The organism is Pseudobutyrivibrio ruminis HUN009 (genome assembly GCF_000703005.1).
In the GTDB taxonomy this organism is placed as follows: domain Bacteria; phylum Bacillota; class Clostridia; order Lachnospirales; family Lachnospiraceae; genus Pseudobutyrivibrio; species Pseudobutyrivibrio ruminis_A.
This window is the reverse complement of sequence record NZ_JNLH01000001.1, coordinates 320,549-342,049: the sequence shown is the minus strand read 5'-3', so window position 1 is coordinate 342,049 and position 21,501 is coordinate 320,549. Positions and strand designations below refer to the sequence as shown.

General features: G+C 37.3%; 20 protein-coding genes. 17 read left to right on the top strand and 3 right to left on the bottom strand.

Annotated features, from left to right (window positions below):
• Window positions 1–18 precede the first annotated feature (18 nt).
• The 10 genes from BO15_RS0101540 to BO15_RS0101495 all read left to right on the top strand — a co-directional run bounded on the left by BO15_RS0101540 (window position 19) and on the right by BO15_RS0101495 (window position 6,123).
• Entirely contained in the window at window positions 19–432 is a 414-nt protein-coding gene (locus BO15_RS0101540; RefSeq protein ID WP_033151754.1) for an EamA family transporter, read from the top strand.
• Window positions 433–672: 240 nt separating this feature from the next.
• Complete coding sequence (locus tag BO15_RS0101535; RefSeq protein ID WP_033151753.1) at window positions 673–990, top strand: DMT family transporter; 318 nt, start codon at window positions 673–675, stop codon at window positions 988–990.
• 13 nt (window positions 991–1,003) lie between these two features.
• The gene (locus tag BO15_RS0101530; protein ID WP_033151752.1) at window positions 1,004–1,480 is read left to right on the top strand and encodes a pyridoxamine 5'-phosphate oxidase family protein; all 477 of its coding nucleotides are present in this window, start codon (window positions 1,004–1,006) and stop codon (window positions 1,478–1,480) included.
• Between the two features lie 116 nt (window positions 1,481–1,596).
• Window positions 1,597–1,866, top strand: coding sequence for a type II toxin-antitoxin system RelB/DinJ family antitoxin (locus BO15_RS0101525; RefSeq protein ID WP_033151751.1), 270 nt, complete (start codon window positions 1,597–1,599; stop codon window positions 1,864–1,866).
• Window positions 1,866–2,123, top strand: coding sequence for a Txe/YoeB family addiction module toxin (locus BO15_RS0101520; protein ID WP_033151750.1), 258 nt, complete (start codon window positions 1,866–1,868; stop codon window positions 2,121–2,123). The genes BO15_RS0101525 and BO15_RS0101520 overlap by 1 nt, the downstream gene beginning before the upstream one ends.
• Window positions 2,124–2,275: 152 nt before the next feature.
• Window positions 2,276–2,770, top strand: coding sequence for a hypothetical protein (locus BO15_RS0101515; protein WP_033151749.1), 495 nt, complete (start codon window positions 2,276–2,278; stop codon window positions 2,768–2,770).
• Window positions 2,771–2,832: 62 nt separating this feature from the next.
• Complete coding sequence (locus BO15_RS0101510) at window positions 2,833–3,504, top strand: hypothetical protein (protein WP_033151748.1); 672 nt, start codon at window positions 2,833–2,835, stop codon at window positions 3,502–3,504.
• Window positions 3,505–3,608: 104 nt separating this feature from the next.
• Window positions 3,609–4,376 (top strand): alpha/beta fold hydrolase, encoded by a 768-nt coding sequence (locus BO15_RS0101505; RefSeq protein WP_033151747.1) that lies wholly within the window; start codon window positions 3,609–3,611, stop codon window positions 4,374–4,376.
• A 32-nt stretch (window positions 4,377–4,408) separates the two neighbouring features.
• Window positions 4,409–5,032, top strand: coding sequence for a DUF4317 family protein (locus BO15_RS0101500; protein ID WP_033151746.1), 624 nt, complete (start codon window positions 4,409–4,411; stop codon window positions 5,030–5,032).
• An 86-nt stretch (window positions 5,033–5,118) separates the two neighbouring features.
• The gene (locus BO15_RS0101495) at window positions 5,119–6,123 is read left to right on the top strand and encodes a PAS domain-containing protein (protein ID WP_052169707.1); all 1,005 of its coding nucleotides are present in this window, start codon (window positions 5,119–5,121) and stop codon (window positions 6,121–6,123) included.
• A gap of 2 nt (window positions 6,124–6,125) precedes the next feature.
• Here the strand turns inward: BO15_RS0101495 and BO15_RS0101490 are convergent, their stop codons facing one another.
• Window positions 6,126–6,779 carry a Crp/Fnr family transcriptional regulator gene (locus tag BO15_RS0101490; RefSeq protein WP_033151745.1) on the bottom strand — a complete coding sequence of 218 codons (654 nt, stop codon included), beginning with the start codon at window positions 6,777–6,779 and terminating at the stop codon, window positions 6,126–6,128.
• 105 nt (window positions 6,780–6,884) lie between these two features.
• Here BO15_RS0101490 and hcp point away from each other — a divergent pair, with 105 nt between their 5' ends.
• The 4 genes from hcp (at window position 6,885) to BO15_RS0101470 (ending at window position 12,464) form a co-directional block, all read left to right on the top strand.
• A complete protein-coding gene (hcp, locus tag BO15_RS0101485; RefSeq protein WP_033151744.1) occupies window positions 6,885–8,516 on the top strand; it encodes a hydroxylamine reductase in 1,632 nt (543 codons plus the stop codon).
• A 104-nt stretch (window positions 8,517–8,620) separates the two neighbouring features.
• A complete protein-coding gene (locus BO15_RS0101480; RefSeq protein WP_033151743.1) occupies window positions 8,621–10,585 on the top strand; it encodes a fructose-1,6-bisphosphatase in 1,965 nt (654 codons plus the stop codon).
• A gap of 66 nt (window positions 10,586–10,651) precedes the next feature.
• Window positions 10,652–11,980, top strand: coding sequence for an MATE family efflux transporter (locus BO15_RS0101475; protein WP_033151742.1), 1,329 nt, complete (start codon window positions 10,652–10,654; stop codon window positions 11,978–11,980).
• 157 nt (window positions 11,981–12,137) lie between these two features.
• Window positions 12,138–12,464: a DUF3783 domain-containing protein gene (locus BO15_RS0101470; protein WP_157752294.1), complete on the top strand. Its 327-nt coding sequence runs from the start codon at window positions 12,138–12,140 to the stop codon at window positions 12,462–12,464.
• Between the two features lie 11 nt (window positions 12,465–12,475).
• Here BO15_RS0101470 and BO15_RS0101465 read toward each other — a convergent pair whose 3' ends face one another.
• Complete coding sequence (locus BO15_RS0101465; RefSeq protein WP_033151740.1) at window positions 12,476–13,687, bottom strand: EAL domain-containing protein; 1,212 nt, start codon at window positions 13,685–13,687, stop codon at window positions 12,476–12,478.
• Window positions 13,688–13,934: 247 nt separating this feature from the next.
• Between BO15_RS0101465 and BO15_RS0101460 the strand changes: the two genes are divergently transcribed.
• Entirely contained in the window at window positions 13,935–15,470 is a 1,536-nt protein-coding gene (locus BO15_RS0101460) for a DHH family phosphoesterase (protein WP_081828510.1), read from the top strand.
• A 98-nt stretch (window positions 15,471–15,568) separates the two neighbouring features.
• Here the strand turns inward: BO15_RS0101460 and BO15_RS0101455 are convergent, their stop codons facing one another.
• Window positions 15,569–15,931: a hypothetical protein gene (locus BO15_RS0101455; protein WP_033151739.1), complete on the bottom strand. Its 363-nt coding sequence runs from the start codon at window positions 15,929–15,931 to the stop codon at window positions 15,569–15,571.
• Between the two features lie 133 nt (window positions 15,932–16,064).
• On the opposite strand from BO15_RS0101455, the gene pepF reads away from it, so the two are divergent.
• The gene (pepF, locus tag BO15_RS0101450; protein ID WP_033151738.1) at window positions 16,065–17,861 is read left to right on the top strand and encodes an oligoendopeptidase F; all 1,797 of its coding nucleotides are present in this window, start codon (window positions 16,065–16,067) and stop codon (window positions 17,859–17,861) included.
• Window positions 17,862–17,932: 71 nt separating this feature from the next.
• Window positions 17,933–21,439: a DNA polymerase III subunit alpha gene (locus BO15_RS0101445; protein WP_033154601.1), complete on the top strand. Its 3,507-nt coding sequence runs from the start codon at window positions 17,933–17,935 to the stop codon at window positions 21,437–21,439.
• Window positions 21,440–21,501: the final 62 nt, after the last annotated feature.

Sequence of the window (21,501 nt, the reverse complement as noted above, 5' to 3'; positions counted from 1 at the left end):
AATTGAGGGAGGACTATTATGTGGTTTGTATTTGCTTTATTATCAGCTATATTTGCTGCCTTAACTTCAATCTTAGCAAAGATTGGTATTGAAGGAGTAAACTCAAACTTAGCTACAGCTATTCGTACTGTAGTTGTAGTAGGTATGGCCTGGATAATGGTGTTTATCACAAATACTCAAAGTGGCGTATTTGCTATAAGCAAAAAGAGCTGGATTTTCCTAATATTATCAGGCTTGGCCACAGGTGCATCCTGGTTATGCTACTACAAGGCCTTACAGCTTGGTGATGCATCTAAAGTTGTTCCGATTGATAAGCTAAGTGTTGTTATCACTCTAGTTTTAGCTTTTGTATTTTTACATGAAGACTTTACTATAAAATCACTTGCAGGATGCGCACTAATTGGTGCTGGAACCTTATTGTTGGTACTTTAAGGATATTAATATTGCTATGCTTTATAACAAGGAGAACGATATTAATGGTTTTAGAAAATGAAAAAGTCAGAAGCGAAAAGCTGTGTCAGTTATTGACTAACCTAGCTGAATTGAGTTATCATCACATCAATGAAATAATACAGACGCCTATTGCTACCGAGTAATGGGATTCACGTCATTCCTTTGCCGTTAGGTCTTAGCAGGTGAGGGGGTGGCGATTTTTGTTATATGGAGGCTTTTATGAAGTGGATTATTTTATTAATTGCAGGAGCGCTTGAAATCACTTGGGCTGTTGCAATGAAGATGTCAAACGGATTTACAGTTCTTATTCCATCCATTATTACTGGAGTAGGGTATATAGCTAGTGCAGTCTTTCTAGCTATTGCATTAAAACAACTGCCTTTAGGCACTGCTTATGCCATGTGGACTGGAATGGGAATCCTTGGAACGACTCTTTTAGGAGTGGTTCTATTCCAAGAAAAAATGTCAATTCCGCAGGTGATTTGCGTTATTCTTATAATAATTGGAATAGCTGGATTAAAAATATTATCAAAATAGAGAGGCGTTAATTATGTTTAGAAAAATGAGAAGATTTAAGCAACAGGTATCAGATGAGGAATGTATCGAGATATTAAAGACAACCAAACGTGGTGTACTTTCTGTAATTGGAGATGATGGTTATCCATATGGTTTGCCTATTAACCATTATTATTGTGAAGACGATGGAAAAATATATTTCCACGGGGCAAAAGCAGGACACAAAATTGATGCAATAAAATCATGTGATAAAGCAAGTTTCTGTGTATATAACGATGGTTATCGCAAAGAAGGGGATTGGGCTCTTAACATTACAAGTGTAATTACTTTTGGAAGAATCCATTTGGTGGAGGATGAAGCTACAGCTCTAAAAATCTGCTCTGAATTGACCAAAAAATTTACTGATGATGACGAATATCTAAAGCAGGAAATTCAAAACTCATTTCGTAATGTACAATGTCTTGAGCTTATACCAGAGCACATAACTGGTAAACTAGTGAATGAATCTTAAAATAATCTTATTCATTCTACTTAAAATTATCATTACATTGTAATGACGTCTCTTGCATTTTTTTTATGTCATGATATAATCATAGTAAGAAAACTTTTACTACGGAGGGATATATTATGGCTAATGCAGTAAATGTTAATTTTAGAATGGATGCAGATTTAAAGAAGAGTATGGAAGCTCTTTGTGATGAACTTGGTATGTCTATGACTACTGCTTTTACAATTTTTGCAAAGAAAATGACTAGAGAACACAAAATACCATTTGAAGTCTCTGTAGATCCTTTTTATTCAGAGGCCAATATAAAATATCTTGAAGGAATTGCCAACGATATTAAAACTGGAAAGGCTCATTTTGAACAACACGATTTACTGGAGGATGAAGAATAATGGGGCTTCTTTGGGAAGATCGTGGTTGGGATGATTATCTCTATTGGCAAACACAGGATAAAAAGACATTAAAAAGAATAAATGCATTAATAAAGGATGCTCAACGTGATCCATATAACGGCATTGGAAAGCCTGAACCCCTAAAGGAAAATCTTAGTGGCTTTTGGAGCCGAAGAATTAATGATGTGGATCGCTTAGTTTATGATTTTGAAGATGGAAACATAAGAATTCTTTCATGTAAAGGACATTACGAATAATATAGGATGCTTTCAAGGGCATCCTTTTTTTATAGGGGAAAAGCCATCAAATTAACTAAATTGAACAAGGTAAAATATCAATTAAATACGAAGGCTCAATCTCGGTTTATGATTTAAAGGCTATAGGATTGAATGATTTGGAGGAAAAATAAGTGAGATTCGAAAACAAAACTTTCAACGAGCCATATTATGCCATGAGGCTAGAAGATGCAATACTTTTAGATGGAAAAGACATCGATATATCTTCCACTAAAGAAAAAATACAGATGCATTGTCTGTTTCATCTATTAGCCAATGGAGCAGTTGCTGTTGCTGTTATTTTTTTATTCTTTTTTTTCGTAAATAATACAGATGGTTTTATTGTATCTATTTCCTTGATACTTATATTGATTATTGCAATAATTAACATTGCTACATACATAGGTGTCTCAGTGTTTAAACGCTTTAAAGGAATCTGTTGTGTTTGTGATAATATCATTAAGACGCGTGGAAAAAATGGAACATATTATGCATATCATTGTACAACCGAATTGGGTGAGCATGGGATTGCATTTGTAAATTCAAATAGAAATTGTGTCGAAATAGGAGACCGTGTACTTTATTTGAAAATAGGTTTTCACGACTTAATATACAAACTTAATGCATAGCTGAGCAACTTTTTACATGGCTTCTATCGCTGCTATTAACATAAATTAATGAGGCTAAATATATGAGTATATTAAATGATTTATTTACAGATATTATAACAATTGTAATTGCTATACCTTTAGTATTTTTCTTTATAAATACATATATTAGATTTGTAACCAAAGTATTGGGGGAAGCCTATATTCCTGCTTTTATGATGCTGCCTGGATTTATTATATTTACACCTTTATCTACACTATGTCTCTACATATCTGATGGCTATTTCTTATTAATATTTATTGGAGTGTTATTTGCACTCCTTGCATTAGCGGGCTTAATAATGACTATATTTTTTTGGCCTAGTGCAAAAAAGGATATTTATCTTTTTAATAAATACCTAGGAATATATAAATTTATAAAATGGGGAAGACAGGAAACTTTCGGGATAAATGAATATGATTACTACATCCAAGATTTCTTTAGAAATAAACTGGTAATCATTAAATCACGAAAAGAATATTGCTTTATTACTTGGTTTGGAAAAAAGAAATATTTCATAAAAGAAGACGTGAAAAGAGTAGATCATTGGATTGGTAAAAAAGGTTCATTGTATGGCAAATATGTAATATGGGGCCACGATGAAAAGAAACTTGCGTCCATCGATGATAGTGGCTTTGGAGATATTACTAGATTATATAGTGAGTTATCTGGTTTACAAGGGATTGACTATTGTACTCATCTAATAAAAAGATAGTAAATTATTATAACCTTTTCTTGTTAGCAACAACTAACTCAATATGATATTATTTTATACAGAATTAAGAAACATGTGAATAATATCAGAAAGAAGGTATAGTAATGCAATTTGAGGAAATGGGAAATATGTCGGGAAAGACATTGATGTTATTGCCAGGGACATGCTGTGACTGGCAGACGAATTTTGGCTCAGTTATAGACGGTCTTTCTGAGAAATATCATCTCATATGTGTAAACTATGATGGTTTTGATGGAAGCGATGACATCTTTCCAGATATGATTACAGTAACTGAAAAAATAGAGAACTACATTAAAGAACATCATGCTGGCGTGCTGGACGGAGCAATCGGCTCATCACTAGGTTCTAGTTTTGTGGGACAGCTTGTCATGCGAAAGAACGTACATATAAATCATGCCATTTTTGGCAGTCCAGATCTTGATCAGAGCGGAAAAGTAGCTGCAAAGCTACAATCGATGCTTGTGGTTCCGCTCCTCACTAGCTTTACTAAGGGAGAAAAGAAGCGAAATAAGACTAAAGAAAAGTTAAAAAGTTTTTTCCTTATGAGCGATGAAACGGCTGAGAAATTTATTAATTGTTTTTCAAAATTCAATCCCGAATCGATTAAAAATGAATACTATACAGATTTACTGACGCATTTAGAAGAAGATATTAATGTAGATCACACAAAAGCCCATTTTATTTATGCAAACAAAATGGGAGAGAAATATCTGAAGCGCTATAAGAAGTATTTTCATAATCCTGAAATTCGAGAATTTGATATGCAGCATGAGCAATGGCTATTTGGAGAAAAAGAATATGCTGAGCCTGTGCTTGAGGCAATAGACGAATTTATGGATGCAGCAGTTTAAGGGATAATTCTAGAGGATAATCAAAAATAATAATGGGACAGATTAATAGAGAAGACATGCTGGAGCTTACTAGAAGAATGACTTCAGCAAGGAGCAACCTTGTTAGAATAGCAGGGGCATATATAGATGAAGAAGGTTACATTGACGGTACTTTCAATACAAGCTTTTTAAGCTTGAAAGGTGAAGAGAAAAGAAGATGCCTTGAGATAGCGAAAGCTATTCCTTTTGCAAAGCCAAACGAGGAGCTCATTTCATATAAGATTCCAGGTCTTGGACCAGGTTCCATCTGGCAGATGATATATGCATTAAAAGACTGTGGCTTGCAAAACGATGCATTGATGCTAAATCTTTATGAGCTTATAGCAGAGAAATATCCTAAGGGAAGACCTTATGCTATCTATATGTATTACGGAGCGTATGACGTTCCTATCAAAGGATCTGATAAAGCTTACCAGGATGAATCCGAGGAAGTTTATCAGTATCTGATACTTGCTATTTCGCCAGTTGATGAAGAGCAGGTTCCACATAGCCCAGAGACTGGATTTCTTTATCCTGCATTTACAAATAGAAGCACAGATAAAGCTCATGTGAACTTCTATAGCAAGGATTATGAAGAGGCTCAGGAATTAATGGCGTTTTTGAATATTAAAGCATGAAAACTGTTGCAATTGCAACAACTCCAGTTTTGACAAATTGCTATATTGTACGTGTGAATAGAAATTGTTTGAATTGGAGGTTAGCCATGGAAGAGAAGAATATTGAAGCATCAGCTGCAAGAGTTACATCCAATATCACTATAGAAAAAAGAGAAGCTACAAAAAAGCAGGCTGAAATAGTGGGACATCCACTTCATCTTTTTACTAAGGAAAATGTAGCTCTCACGGAAGTGATTAATAAAACCAAGTGTTTTATTAAAGATATTAAGATTGATCCATCTGATGATAACAATAGAAAAATAATTGAAATTATAGATAGCCTTAGAAAAGTAGCTATCCACTATGCTAAGAAGGGTGATTTACTTTATCCTCATATGAAGGCCAAATATGACATTTCGGGACCTTCAGATGTTATGTGGTCTGTTGATGATGAGATAAGAGATGAGCTGAAATTTATAGCTGACTCTGATTTTAGAAATGCTGAATATTTGGGAAGATTAGAACATGCCATTACCCGCATGGAGGAAATGATTTATAAGGAGCAGAATATTCTTTTTCCTATTTGCGCTAGATTTTTCACTGAGGAAGAATGGTACCAGATTTATCAGGATTCAAAGGACTATGCGCCTTGCTTGGTTGATTTTGTAAAATGGCCTGAGGCAGAAGAGGCGTTGTCTAAAGAAAAATCACTTAGTAATGCTTCAGAAGATATGATTAATCTACCAGGTGGTCATTTCACACCCACCCAGCTCAGAGCAATGCTCAATACTCTTCCCGTAGAAATATCATTTATAGACGAAAATGATATTAACTGTTTCTTCAATGAAGGACCAAAGTTATTTAAGCGTGCAGGCATGGCCATAGGACGTGATGTGTACAGTTGCCATCCACCAAAGATAGAGATGATGGTTCGTTCTATAATTGGAGATTTTAAATCTGGCGCCAGGGATAAAGTGTCAGTTTGGATGGAAAAAGAAGGCATCCCAGTGCTTGTAGAGTACATTGCAGTTAGAGATGACAATGGACAATATATCGGCACAATGGAATGCGTTCAAAAAATGGATGAAGCAAAAAAGCATTTTGAAAAATAAAATTATTTGATGACAAAGGTATTTCTATCGAAGTCGATAATTCCTTCGTCACGCATTTTACCAAGCTCTCTTGTCATGGCGCTACGGTTGATGGATAAGTAATCAGCCAGCTGTGTTCGTGACAGGGGGGCTTTTATATATTTAGACTTTTGCTGTTGAGCGAGGGTGGAAATATATGCCATAAGCTTTCCGCGAATAGATTCTTTTGACATGATTTCCAGTTTATTCATATAGGAGATGCTTTTTTGTCCTAATAGATGAAACATGTTTTCTGCTATTCTGGCATGGAAGCTACAAGCGTTTTCGCATGTGTGGATGATTTTTGAAGCAGCAAGAAATAATACTCTTGTTTTTTCTACGGCAACAAAAGTAACGGAAGATTCCTGCTCTACACTGACAGCAAAATTTTCTCCAAACAGTTCCCCTGGTCCAACATAGGATAGAAGCGATGAGTTACCCCATATATCTTCTTTCAGAAGGTGCACATTTCCAAAAAGAACAATTCCGATATAAGGGACTTTGTCCTTTTCCATAATGATGGTTTCCCCTTTTTCAAAATCCTTTTTAAAGGAGTTGATGCAAATCAGTAGTTTATTCAAATTGTCCGGGTGAATTCCCTCGAATAGGGGAATATCATTGTAATCTATTTCTTTCATGAGCTTATTATAAAATCAAACTGTTGCAATTGCAACAAACTGACTCCCGTTCTAGCTGTATATTATGAGCATCAAAGAAATCCGGTTAGAAAATGGAGGTAAACAATGGAAAATAAAATGTTTTGTTATCAGTGTCAAGAAACAGCAGGCTGCACTGGCTGCACAATGTCAGGTGTTTGTGGAAAGAAGCCAGAGGTAGCAAATCTTCAGGATTTATTGGTATACGTTACCAAAGGAATTTCATTTGTAACAACAAAGCTTAGAGCAGAGGGTAAAGAGGTTTCAGAAGATATTAATCATATGATTTCGGTAAATCTTTTTACAACAATTACAAATGCAAATTTTGATTATGATTCAATAGCCCAGAAGATAGAAGAAACTATTAACGTTAAAGAACAGTTATTAGAAAAGCTTACAGATAAGAGCAATCTTCCAGATGCCGCTATCTGGAATGGTGATAAAACACAGTATGATGAGAAGGCGAAGACTGTAGGTGTTCTTTCAACAGAAAATGAAGACATTCGATCATTGAGAGAATTAATAACATATGGCCTTAAGGGGCTCGCTGCTTATTCGAAGCATGCAAATGCTCTTTTAAAGGATAATGAGGATGTTGATGCATTTCTTCAAAAAGCGCTTGCAGCTACTTTAGACGATAGTCTTTCTGTAGATGATTTGGTTGCCTTAACTCTTGAGACAGGAAAATATGGAGTGGATGGTATGGCACTTCTTGATGAAGCCAATACGTCAGCTTATGGTAATCCTGAAATCACAAAAGTAGATATAGGTGTAAGAAATAACCCTGGTATTCTTATCTCAGGTCATGATTTGAAGGATTTAGAGATGCTTTTAGAGCAAACTAAGGGCACCGGAGTAGATGTATATACTCACTCAGAAATGTTACCAGCCCACTATTACCCATTCTTTAAGAAATATGATAATTTTGCTGGAAACTATGGTAATGCATGGTGGAAGCAGAAGGAAGAATTTGAAAGCTTCAATGGTCCAATTCTGATGACAACAAACTGTATTGTGCCACCTGCAGATTCTTACAAAGATAGAATGTTTACAACAGGTGCAGCAGGATATCCTGGATGTAAGCATATTGATGCGCCTTATGGTGAAACAAAGGATTTTTCAGAAATCATAGAAATGGCTAAGAAATGTGATGCACCTACGGAAATTGAACGTGGAGAAATTGTAGGTGGATTTGCTCATGAGCAGGTATTTGCTCTTGCCGATAGTGTAGTAGATGCAGTAAAAACGGGAGCAATCAAAAAGTTTGTTGTAATGGCTGGTTGCGATGGAAGAGCAAAATCTCGTGAGTATTACACAGAATTTGCTAAGGCGCTTCCAAAAGACACAGTGATTCTTACGGCAGGCTGTGCAAAGTACAAATACAATAAGCTAAACCTTGGTGATATCAATGGAATTCCAAGAGTTTTGGATGCAGGACAGTGTAACGACTCATACTCGTTGGCGCTTATCGCATTAAAGCTCAAGGAAGTGTTTGAACTTGATGATGTTAATGAACTTCCAATTGTTTACAACATTTCATGGTATGAGCAGAAGGCTGTAATAGTTCTTCTTGCACTACTTTACCTTGGAGTAAAGAACATCCACCTTGGCCCAACACTTCCTGCATTTCTTTCACCAAATGTTGCAAACGTTCTTGTGCAGAATTTTGGTATAGCAGGAATCACAAATGTAGAAGATGATATCAAGGCATTGATATAACTATATATCTAAAAATATTATATAAATTATTGTTTCTTTCGCTCCTTTGATAGTGTAAAGTTTAATTAAAGATGTAGGGAAAAGGGAATACAAAAGGAGAGAAGATGCAACAGAATGAAATGGAAAAGCAGTATTTAAGGATTTTGTCCAAGCAATTTCCTAATGTAGCATCCACTGCTACAGAAATTATTAACTTGCAGTCGATTCTTAGCCTTCCAAAAGGTACAGAGCACTTTCTTTCGGATATTCACGGTGAATATGAGCAATTCGCTCATGTTTTAAGAAATGGCTCGGGAGCGGTGAAGCGCAAAATCGATGAAGAGTTTGGCAACATGCTTTCGGAGAAAGAAAAGAGAGATTTAGCCACCCTTATTTATTATCCAGAAGAGCGAATCAGAATGATTAAAGAATCAGGCTGGGGTAATTCAATGGACGACTGGTATGTTGTGATGATTAACCGCCTGATTCAAGTATGCAAGGCAGCTGCTAGCAAATACACCAGGTCAAAGGTGCGAAAAGCTTTGCCAAAGGATTTTGCATACGTTATTGAGGAGCTTATTACTGGCAGACGAGACCACAGTGACCAGGAAGCATACTTTAACGAAATTATCCACACGGTAATTCGTATTGGAAAAGCGCCAGAGCTTATTGTGGCGCTATCGAATGCAATCAGCCGTTTTGTGGTGGATCATCTTCATATTGTAGGAGATATTTACGACAGAGGGCCAGGTCCACATATCTGCATGGATATTCTTATGAAGTATCATAGTGTGGACATTCAATGGGGAAATCATGATGTAGTTTGGATGGGAGCTGCAACAGGACAGCTTGCTTGTATCGCCACAGTGCTCAGATTTTCTGCTAGATATGGAAACCTTGATATTCTTGAAGATGGCTATGGCATAAATCTTCTTCCACTGTTCAAATTTGCTATGGAGACCTACAAGGAGGATCCTTGCGACCAGTTTGCTTTACACTATCGTGAGGGCGAGTATGATTTGGCAAATGCGGAAATTGACAGGAAGATGCATAAGGCCATAGCAATCATTCAGTTCAAAATTGAGGGGCAGCTCATAAAGGAACATCCTGAGTTTAATATGGATGACAGACTTCTTCTAGATAAGATGGATCTAACAAGGGGAGTTGTCCTTATAGATGGTAAAGAGTATGAGCTTTTAGATTGCAATTTTCCAACAGTTAATCCAGAAGACCCTTATGCTTTATCCAAAGAAGAAAAGGATGTAATGGATAAGCTTCGAGTAGCTTTTATGAAGTGTGAGAAGCTACAGGAGCATGTAGGATTTTTATATCGTAAAGGCGGATTATATAAGACTTACAATAACAACCTTCTTTTTCATGGTTGTGTCCCTCTTGATGACAAGGGCCAATTCAAGGATGTGGAATTGTGTGGCAAACACTATAAAGGAAAAGCATTGTATGACGCCCTAGAACAGCTTCTTAGAAAGGGTTACTATGCAATAGACCCGGAGGAGAAACAAAAGGGCATGGATATGCTTTGGTATACATGGTGCCACGCAAATTCTCCTGTGTTCGGGAAAGACAAAATGGCCACATTTGAGCGCTATTTTGTAGCAGACAAAGAGACACATGTGGAGAAAAAAAATCCATATTACACTTGGTATGACAAAGACGAAACTGTAACTATGATTCTCAATGAGTTTGGTCTTAACGCACCTGAGAGCCACATTATAAATGGTCATGTTCCAGTGGAAGCAAAAAAGGGTGAGTTGCCTATCAAGTGTGGTGGAAGATTAATAGTAATCGACGGAGGATTTTCAAAAGCTTATCAACCAAAGACTGGTATCGCGGGATACACACTTACATATAATTCATATGGTTTCTTACTTGCGGCACATGAGCCTTTTGAATCTGTAGAAAAAGCAGTGGAAACTGGAAGCGATATTCATTCTGACACAGTGCTTGTTCAACACGTGGACAGACGAAAGACTGTGGCAGACACAGACAATGGACAAGCATTAAAGCAGAATATTATGGAGCTTGAAGAATTGCTTGAAGCATATCGCACAGGTATATTGGTTGAATCATAAAATAGTTGAATTTTAAAGGATATTTAGAGTAGAATAGAGCCCAAATTTAGTTAGGAGAATAAACTCATGGAGAAAAATCTTACACAAGGCAGCTTACTAAAGAACATTATGATTTTTTCAGGGCCTTTTCTACTCTCTTATTTTTTACAGACTCTCTATGGAATGGCTGATTTGTTTATAGTTGGCCAGTATAATGGAGCTGCATCTATATCAGGTGTATCAATCGGTTCCCAGGTAATGCACATGATTACGGTTATGATCGTGGGACTTGCTATGGGTTCTGTTGTTATGATTGCAAGAAATGTAGGAGCTAAGGACCGAGCTAAAATATCCAAGACTATCGGAAACACGATAGTTTTATTTGCTATAGTTGCTGTATTATTAGCAGTACTTTTGCTGGCTTTAGTGAATCCAATTGTTTCTGTTATGAGTACTCCAGTGGAAGCTGTTGATGAAACTACAGCATATCTTATTGTTTGTTTTGCAGGCATTCCATTTATTGCTGCATATAACGTAATTGCAGCGATTTTCAGAGGCCTCGGGGATTCAAAAAGCCCAATGATTTTCATAGCAATTGCTTGTGTTTTCAACATTGCATTGGATTATTTGTTTATCGGTGGCTTTGGAATGAAGGCTGTTGGCGCAGCATGGGCTACAATTATTGCTCAGGCGTTCAGTGTCTTAATCTCCATTATTGCTATTTATAAAATGAAACTGGTGACAATATCTAAAACGGATTTACGAATTGATAAATCTGTTTTAGGTAGCATTTTAAGAGTTGGAGTGCCTGTATGTCTTCAGGATGGATTTATCCAGATTTCCTTTCTAATCATTACAATTATTGCCAATACAAGAGGTGTTGAAATATCAGCGGCGGTAGGTATCGTAGAAAAGATTATTTCATTCCTATTCTTAGTACCTTCATCAATGCTATCAACTATTTCAACAATATCGTCTCAGGCAATCGGCGCAGGGGACAAGCCTCTGGCAAGGAAAACACTTTTCTATGGCATGACTATAGCAGTGTCAATTGGTCTTGTATTTGCAATTGCATTCCAATTTATTGCAAGCCCAGTAATTGGAATGTTTACTGATGATATGGTGGTAGTTGCACTTGGCGTATCGTATATCAAATCATATGTATTTGACTGTACGGTTGCCTCATTCCACTTCTGCTTTAGCGGATTTTTTGTAGCATCAAACTATTCATATATTTCATTTATCCACAACGTGGCATCCATCATTTTGATGAGAGTACCAGGAGCATATTTTGCATCAATTTATTATCCAGATACTCTGTTTCCAATGGGCCTTGCAGCACCACTTGGAGGAGTCATTCAGTTAATCATATGTGTGGTAGCTTATATGATTCTAAGGAGAAAAGAGAAAATATAAAACGTTCGAAAAAACAACACATGCACATCACATAAGCGGGCTATCATTCGATTATGCATATAGATGTGTAGCTGTAATGGAATGGTTATTTGAGAACTAGCATTCTCCTGATAAATTGTTTACAATCATAATCATGAAAGTATACGTTTATAATTTAATGTTTAATAAAATAGCAGCAGTCAGCAAAGCCTGTAGCGTAGCGGGGGCAGAGCTTGTGACAATTTCCAAGGATGATATTCATAAATCGGTGGAGCATATTATTGGGGAAAGCAAAAATCCTAAGCCAATGAAGGATTCTAGCAATGTGATTACAGAGCTTATGATTTTTGATGGGTTTACAAGTGATAATCTAGATGTGTTCTTAGATGCATATAAACAAACAAAGGCGCCAGCCATAGTATATAAAGCTATGGTGACACCTATAAATAAAAAGTGGTCGTTGACCTATTTATATTCCCATTTAGTAGAAGAGGCAGGACATTAAGTCCTGCCTTTTTATACATATGTTCCGTCTTCAAAATCAAGATTCTGAATGAATGACACTACATATACATCGCTGTTTCTTTCACTTTCCATGAAGTAGTCTTCTATGGCAACCTTGTGGAGTTCATCGTTCTCATCTTTCTGGTAGACGATTCTAATTACTCTCTTTTCACCATTCTTATATGCTTCAAGAAGGCTTTTTCTGTTGAAAGCATTTAAAACTTCCTTTTGTGATTCAGGTACTGTGACAGCTACAATTTGTCTTAGGCATTCATCGTAAGAACCTGTTTCAGGTAGAGTTGTATTTATGAAGTTCTCATGCCTCATAAATGTATATGAGTTTTTACTTATGTTGGCAAATTTGATAATTTGAAACTTCTTGTATACCGAATCTATTAGAATTTTAACTTGTTCAAATACAGCCCCTTCTTCGAAAGGTTCCATTGAGCCGATTTCTACTGGTGCTTCCTCAATACACATGCGAATAAATTCACTTTTTTCAAGAGGTTTAGAAAAAATAAATCCTTGAATATAATCGCAATCGCATGTATTGATAAATTGAAGCTGGGCTTCTGTTTCTACACCTTCGACAACTGTAAGAAGATGTAGCCTGTGAGCAAAATAGAATACTGATTCAAGAGTCATCTTTCCGCGTTCTGTTTGACAATTGTCAGCCAAGAAAGATCTATCAATTTTTAGAATGTTGGCTGGGACATCTTTTACAAATGAAAGAGAAGACATTCCAGAACCAAAATCATCAATTGAAACTGAATAACCGGCGGCAACGATATCATTAACCCATTGAATAACTTCTTGCTTATCTGTTGCTACGTCAGATTCAGTGATTTCAACTCCTAAGAGAGACTTATCAATATTATAAGACTCAACAAGTTTATCTAGCTTTTCTATGAAATGAGAGTCATGAGCATGTTCTCTTCCGAAATTAACGCTTATTCTAACAGCTCTGCTTTTAAGTAGCTTGATAGTTTTACATGCTTCTTCAGCAATGAACCAATCTACAATAGAAAGTTGGCCGTTCTCTTCTAAAACAGGTATGAAATCCTTTGGTAAGATGACAGTACCATCTGGTTTTATCCATCTTACAAGAGCTTCAGCTCCTCCCACAACACCTTTTTTGGCATTATACTGTGGCTGGTAATACGCTTGAAGCTCACCGTTTTCTATTGCGTTTACAATATCATTTAATAATATTTGATTTTCCATAACTTCCTTAAAACGTTATAAAAATATTAATAGAGACAGAAAGAAATTATAATGTTACAAATTGGAACTGTCAACGAAAATAGTCGCTGTAATCGCTGAAAATTCAATGTTTGTGCAAAATTGTAATAAGTTGTCAGGAAACTGGAATGAAAGTGTACAGTTTTCATAATTGAGAAAAAAGACAATAATTAGACTATTGGGGAGATAGTTCTTTTATTTTAATAGTTAAAACTATATAATAGTTTTTATGAAACTAGAACAATTATTACAATTCGACAATATCATAGTGCAATGCCACAATAATCCGGATGCAGACGCTCTTGCATCTGGTTTTGCTGTCATGAAATATTTAAAATCAAATGGCAAACATGCCCGATTTGTATATGGTGGTAATTTTGAAATATCTAAAAGCAATCTGCGACTTATGATTGAGGATTTGGATATTTGCATTCATCATGTGCGCTATCAGGAGCAGCTAAATGAAATCCTTGGAATTGATAAGAATGGTTTGCCTGATGTACTTGTGACAGTAGACAGTCAGTACGGAGAAGGCAATATTCAGCAGTTCAAGGCTAAGAATATTGCAATTATCGACCATCATCAGGTGGCAAATGAGCTTCCAGAATTAGCAGAGGTTCGTTCATATCAGGCTAGCTGTGCCACAGTTGTGTGGGATATGCTTAGGGAAGCTGGCTACGATGCTAATGATGATGTAAAGCTTGCAACGGCCCTTTATTATGGCTTGATGACAGATAGCAACAATTTCTCGGAGCTTCATCATCCTTTAGATATGGATATGCGCGATGAGTTAAAATATAGTGCGTCTATTATCACCAAGTTTAGAAATTCTAACATTTCCCAGGCGGAGCTTCGAATTGCCGGAATTGCACTGCTTGGTTCGGAATATTACAGCGATAATCATTACTCAATTGTAAAATCAGATCCATGTGATCCAAACGTTTTAGGCATTATTTCAGATATGCTTCTTGAAGTAGAGGATGTACATTGTTGTCTTGTATATTCTATCCACGAAGGTGGCGTAAAGATTTCCGTACGAAGCTGTATAAAAGAAGTAAAGGCAGATGAGCTTGCCAGATTTATCTGTGCAGGTGTTGGTGATGGCGGTGGTCATTTGATAAAAGCTGGTGGACAGATTCGCCGTTCTCTTTTGGAATTACAGGAGATGGAGTACACAGCCCCAGCTATTCAGCAGTTCTTCAGAGAACGAATGAAGGAATATTTCAAGGACAACGAAATAATCTATACAGATAATTATATTGCTAATACCAAAGGCATGGCTAAATATAAAAAGAAACGTCTCCATGTAGGATATGTTAAAGCTACAGATATTCTTCCAGCATCAAGCAGATGTGTCATTCGTACTTTAGAGGGTGATGTGGAACTTGAAATTCAGGAAGACACAGTTATCGCCATTGGCATAAAGGGTGAGGTTTATCCTATGACATGGGATACATTTGTAAAGAAATATGAAATTTCTGATGAAGAATATGATTATCCTGGAAACTACCCACCTACAATAAAAGATGTAGATAAAGGCACTAGCCGAGAATTATTGCCATGGGCACATAGTTGTATATCGATTGGCACAAGCGAGATATATGCAAAGGAAGTAAGTGTTCGCACAAAGGTCTTCACAAAGTGGGACCCAGAGCATTATTATCTTGGCAAGCCAGGGGATTATATGGCTGTTTCAGCTACAGATAAATCAGATGTATATATAATAGAAAGAAATATTTTCGGCGATACATACGAAAAAATTTAAAAATCGGGCTCTGGATTCCAACTAAACTGGGAGGTCTCCAGAGCCCTTTTATAATAAGTTACCTGAAGCATGTAGCTTCAAGTAGCAAATGCACATGATTAAAATGCTACGATATAATAGCCTTCTTTTAATCCATTAATCTGTAGATATGATTTTACATCAAGTACACGTTTTGTAAGCTTGTGGCCTGTTTGAGTAAAGCCATCAGCTTCTACTTCGTTAAATGTAATATCGTTACCGTCTTCGATTCCGCGGCGGTCTGTTACGTGATATTTTGAAACACCGCTTGCAATTCTTCCAAATTCTGCTTTCGATACAAGAACACTAACTTCTACGTTTCCACCAGCAGCACCTGTCTTTAAAGTGTTTGTATCTGCAAAAAATTGACGACCAAGTTCGTCTTCTTTGTTGCCATTCATTGCCTGGCTTAGTCCTTTGATTAAATCCTCACGGCTATCCATGGAATCCTCCTATAAATTATGATAAATATTATCGCCATTTCCCGGTGGGAACATTTTTATAATACAATGTATCTTTGAATAATCTGTGATAGAATAGTGAAAGATTCAGTGGATTTAGATGGAGGATAATGAGATGGCAAAGGAGTTACTTACAAGAGACCAGGTCAAGGTGGAAGATACTTGGAACCTTAAAGATATGTATGCAAGCGACAGTGACTGGGAAAAAGATATAAAAGTTATTCTTGGTAAAGCGGAGGAGCTTGTTAAGTTTGAGGGAAAAGTGTGTGAAAGCGCAGATACTCTTTTGCAGGTGCTTGAGCTTTCAGCCTTCATTTCTGAAAAGCTTGAGTTCGCATACAACTATGCAGCTCGACTTTTTGATGAGGACCAGGGAAACACTCTTCATCAAAGCATGAATCAGAAGGTCTTCAGCATTATGGCCAAAATCAGTTCTGATGTATCCTTTATCGACCCTGAAATATTAGCCTGTGATGAAGCAAAGCTTGAGGAGTTCTACAATAAAGAGCCAAAGCTTGATTTATATAAGAAGCAGATAAAAGAAATCCAAAGATTAAAGGCTCACACCCTTTCGGCGGAAATGGAGAAGGTTGTTGCTATGACAACAGAAATGTCCAACACTGCATCAGAAGTGTATGAGGCATTCACAAATGTTGATATGAAATTCCCTACCATCAAAGATGAGAACGGGGAAGAAGTAGAGCTTACACATGGACGTTTTGTTCCATTTTTGATGTCAGCTAACAGACGCGTCAGAAAAGATGCATTTAAGGCATACTACGACACAATGAAGGGGTATATTAATACATTAGCATCTTCATATAGTGGAGAAGTAAAACAGAGAGTATTTCATTCAAGAGTGAGAGGATACTCATCAAATCTTGAAGCTGCAGTGGACGCAAACAATGTTTCACCAGAGGTTTATGACAACTTGGTCAAGACAGTTAATGCAAATCTGGATAAGCTTCATGCATATGTTTCACTTAGAAAAAAGTGCCTTGGTGTAGATGAGCTTCATATGTATGATATCTACACACCAATGATTGCTGATGTAGCTAAAAAGGTTACTTATAAAGAGGCTCAGGAGACTATCTGTAAAGCACTTGCAGTTCTTGGGGATGATTATGTAGAGCTTTTAAAAGAAGGTTTTGCAAATCGTTGGATTGATGTATATGAGAACAAAGGAAAGCAGGGTGGAGCATATTCAGCAACTGCATACGGCTGCCATCCATACATGCTTTTAAATTATAACGATACATTTGATGATATGTTTACAACAGCTCATGAAATGGGACACTCAATGCATAGCTACTATTCAAATAGTGCACAGCCATACATCTATTCAAATTATAAAATCTTTGTTGCAGAGGTTGCTTCAACCTGCAATGAAATATTGCTTTTAGAGTACTTGCTTAAAAACTGTACAGATAAGAAGGAAAGAGCATATCTTTTGAACCACTATCTGGACAGCTTTAAGGGAACTGTTTATCGTCAAACACAGTTCGCTGAATTTGAAAAGATTACAAACGAAATGGTAGAAAATGGAGACAGCTTGAACGCAGAAAACCTGTCGACCATATATAAGGACATAAATGAGCGTTATTATGGACCAGATATGATTTCTGATCCAGAGATAGCATATGAGTGGGCTCGCATACCTCACTTTTATTACAATTTCTATGTATATCAGTATGCAACATCATTCTGCGCGGCAGTAGCTATTGCAGAAATGATTCTTACAGAAGGTGAGCCAGCTGTGGCTCGCTACAAAAAGTTCTTATCATCAGGTTGCACTGATGCACCTGTTGAGCTTTTGAAAATAGCAGGCGTTGACCTCACCACCCCAGCCCCAATCGAAGCAGCTTTAGCGAAGATGGGCGAAATCGTGGAGGAGCTATCGTCTCTCGTATAATCTAAAATAATAGAGGAGTCTGTAGTTAACAAGCTATGCTTGTAAACGTAACAGACGGACTAGAGGTTTTTATGAGTTTTGTTCATTTGCATACACATACAGAGTATTCACTACTGGATGGCTCGAATAAGATAAAGTCATATGTTAAGAAATGCGTAGACATGGGTATGACTGCAGCAGCTATCACAGACCACGGAGTAATGTATGGTGTTATAGATTTTTATAAAGAGTGTAAAGCAGCAGGAATAAATCCTGTATTAGGATGTGAGGTCTATGTTGCTCCAGGTTCGCGTTTTGATAGAGAGCGAGTACAGGGAGAGGATAGATACTACCATCTTATTTTGCTTGCAGAAAATAACGAAGGATATCAGAATCTCATAAAAATCGTTTCTGCAGGTTTTGTAGATGGATATTACTACAAGCCACGTGTGGATTTTGAAATTCTTCAGAAATATCACGAGGGTATTATTTGCTTATCTGCTTGTCTTGCAGGTGAGGTGGCTAGGCTTCTTGCCCGTGGATTATATGATGATGCCAAAAAGGTTGCTATCAAATATCGCGATACATTTGGAGCAGATAATTACTTCCTTGAGATGCAGGATCATGGTATTGATGAGCAAAAGACTGTTAATCAGGGGCTTCTTCGTCTTTCAAAGGAGACTGGCATTCCACTTGTTGCTACAAACGATTGCCACTACACCAACAAAGAAGATGCAGCTAGCCATGATGTGCTCCTTTGTATCCAAACAGGTAAAAAGCTTCAGGATGTAGATAGAATGCGTTTTGAAACAGACGAGTTCTATGTTAAATCAGAAGAAGAAATGCTAGAGCTCTTCCCTTATGCAAAGGAAGCGGTTTATCGTACCCAGGAAATAGCAGATAGATGTCATGTAGAAATCGTTTTCGGTGAGACAAAGCTTCCTCATTTCGAGGTTCCAGAAGGCTATGATTCATGGACATATCTGAATAAGCTTTGCTATGAGGGCTTGGACCGTCGTTATGGTGACAAGGCTGAAAGCCTCAAATCTCGTCTTGAATACGAATTAAATGTTATTAAAAACATGGGATATGTTGATTACTTCCTTATTGTTTGGGATTTCATCAACTACGCTAGAACTCACGGCATTCCAGTAGGTCCGGGACGTGGTTCTGCTGCAGGTTCTCTCGTCAGCTACACCACAGGAATTACCAATATCGATCCAATCAAATACAGCCTGGTGTTTGAGCGTTTCCTTAACCCAGAGCGTGTATCCATGCCCGATATAGATATTGACTTCTGCTACGAGCGTCGTTCAGAAGTAATCGATTACGTTATTGAAAAGTACGGCAAGGAATGCGTAACTCAGATTGTTACCTTCGGTACATTAAAGGCTCGTGGTGTTATCCGTGATGTAGGCCGAGTAATGGATTTACCATATGGCTATGTGGATTCCATTGCCAAAATGATTCCTATGGATTTAGGCATCACTTTGGACAAAGCGCTTGAAATGAATCGTGACCTTAAGGCCATGTATGATGCGGATGATCAAATCAAAAATCTTATTGATGTAGCTCGTACTCTTGAGGGACTTCCACGAAACACTGGTATGCATGCGGCAGGCGTTGTTATTGCCGGAAAGCCAATGGATGAATATGTCCCTCTTTCAAGAGGTGGTGACGGTACAATCGTTACACAGTTTGTTATGACTACCATTGAAGAGCTTGGTCTTTTAAAGATGGACTTCCTCGGTCTTCGTACCCTTACAGTTATTAATGATGCAGTAAAGCTTGTAGAAAAGAATCATGGCATCAAGCTTGATATAGATAATATAGATTATAATGACCAGGGTGTGATGGAAATGATTTCCGCTGGTAAATGCGAGGGTGTTTTCCAGCTTGAATCCACTGGTATGAAAAACTTCATGAAGGAGCTAAAGCCTCATTCAATCGAAGATATTATTGCCGGTATTTCACTATATCGTCCGGGTCCAATGGATTTCATTCCTAACTACATAAAAGGTAAGAATAATCAGGATGGCATTGTTTATGAATGCCCAGAACTAGAGCCAATCCTTGCTCCTACCTACGGATGTATCGTATATCAGGAGCAGGTTATGCAAATCGTTCAGTCATTGGCTGGATACTCACTTGGTGGCGCCGATGAAATTCGTCGTGCCATGAGTAAAAAGAAGCAGTATGTCATCGAGGAGAACCGCGAGATTTTCGTTAACGGTGGTCAAATCGAAAACCATATCACTGGAAAGATTACTAAGATTCCTGGATGTGTAGCAAATGGCATTTCAAGCCAGGTGGCTAATGGAATCTACGATCACATGGTTGATTTCGCCAAGTACGCTTTCAACAAATCCCATGCTGCCGCCTATGCTGTTGTTGCCTTGCAGACAGCATATTTGAAGAAATATTATCCAATCGAATTCATGGCAGCTCTTATGACATCTGTTATTGATGCCAGCGGAAAGGTTGCTGAATACATTGGTGTATGCCGTTCTTCAGGAATAGAGGTACTTCCTCCAGATGTTAATTATGGAGATGGCCGTTTCTCTGTTGATGGCAAAAGCATTCGCTACGGCTTATATGCAATTAAATCAGTTGGTCGTCCAACAATCGACGCCATTAAATATGAGCGTGAAAAGAATGGACCATACCATGATTTGGAAAACTTTATAGATCGTGTTAGCAAATATGATGCCAACAAACGAACCATTGAAAACCTTATCAAATCAGGAGCACTTGATTCTCTTGATGGAAACCGTAGACAAAAATGCATGATTTTCCCAAGCATTTTGGATTCCATGAATAGCAAAAAGAAAAATGAGATTGATGGTCAGATGTCTCTTTTTGATTTTGCCAGCGAAGAGCAAAAGGAAGATTTGAAAATCTCATTGCCACCTGTTGAAGAATTCGATAAGGAAATGTTATTAGCCTTTGAGAAAGAGCTTATGGGAGTGTATGTAAGTGGTCATCCACTTGATGATTACATAGCGCTTCTTGAGAAAAATGTTACAGCTCATGCCAGTGAATTCCTTGTTGATGATGAAACAGGAATGGCCAAGGTCGAAGATAATAAAACAGTTGTTGTAGGTGGAATGATTACAGATGTAACGATTAAGTACACTAAAAACAACAAGGCTATGGCATTCATTACTTTGGAAGACCTTACAGGTCAGGTGGAAGTAATTGTATTCCCTAACAGCTTCGAGCCAGCCCGTTCTTTGATTGCAGAAAATAATAAAGTCTTTATCAGCGGTCGAGTTCAGGCAGAGGAAGAAAAGGACGCAAAAATCATTTGCCAGGATATAAAGAGCTTTGATGATTGCAAACGAGAAATCTGGATTCAATTTAGCAACAAGGCAGAGTACGATTCAAAGGAACAGCTTCTTTCTGACACAATTCGCAGTATGGATGGCAATGACAATATGGTTATCTATTTAACCGAGGAAAAGGCTGTAAAACGTATGCCAGACAACTGGGGAATAGGCGCAACAGCTGAGAATCTCGAAATCCTTTACGAGAAATTTGGAGAAGCAAATGTAAAGGTTGTAAACAAAAAGGTTCAATTTGCCTCTAGAAGGTATTAATTTCAATGAAAAAGAGTGATTTTTATTGAAATAAGCGAAAAAAGAGGATAAAATAGATTGGA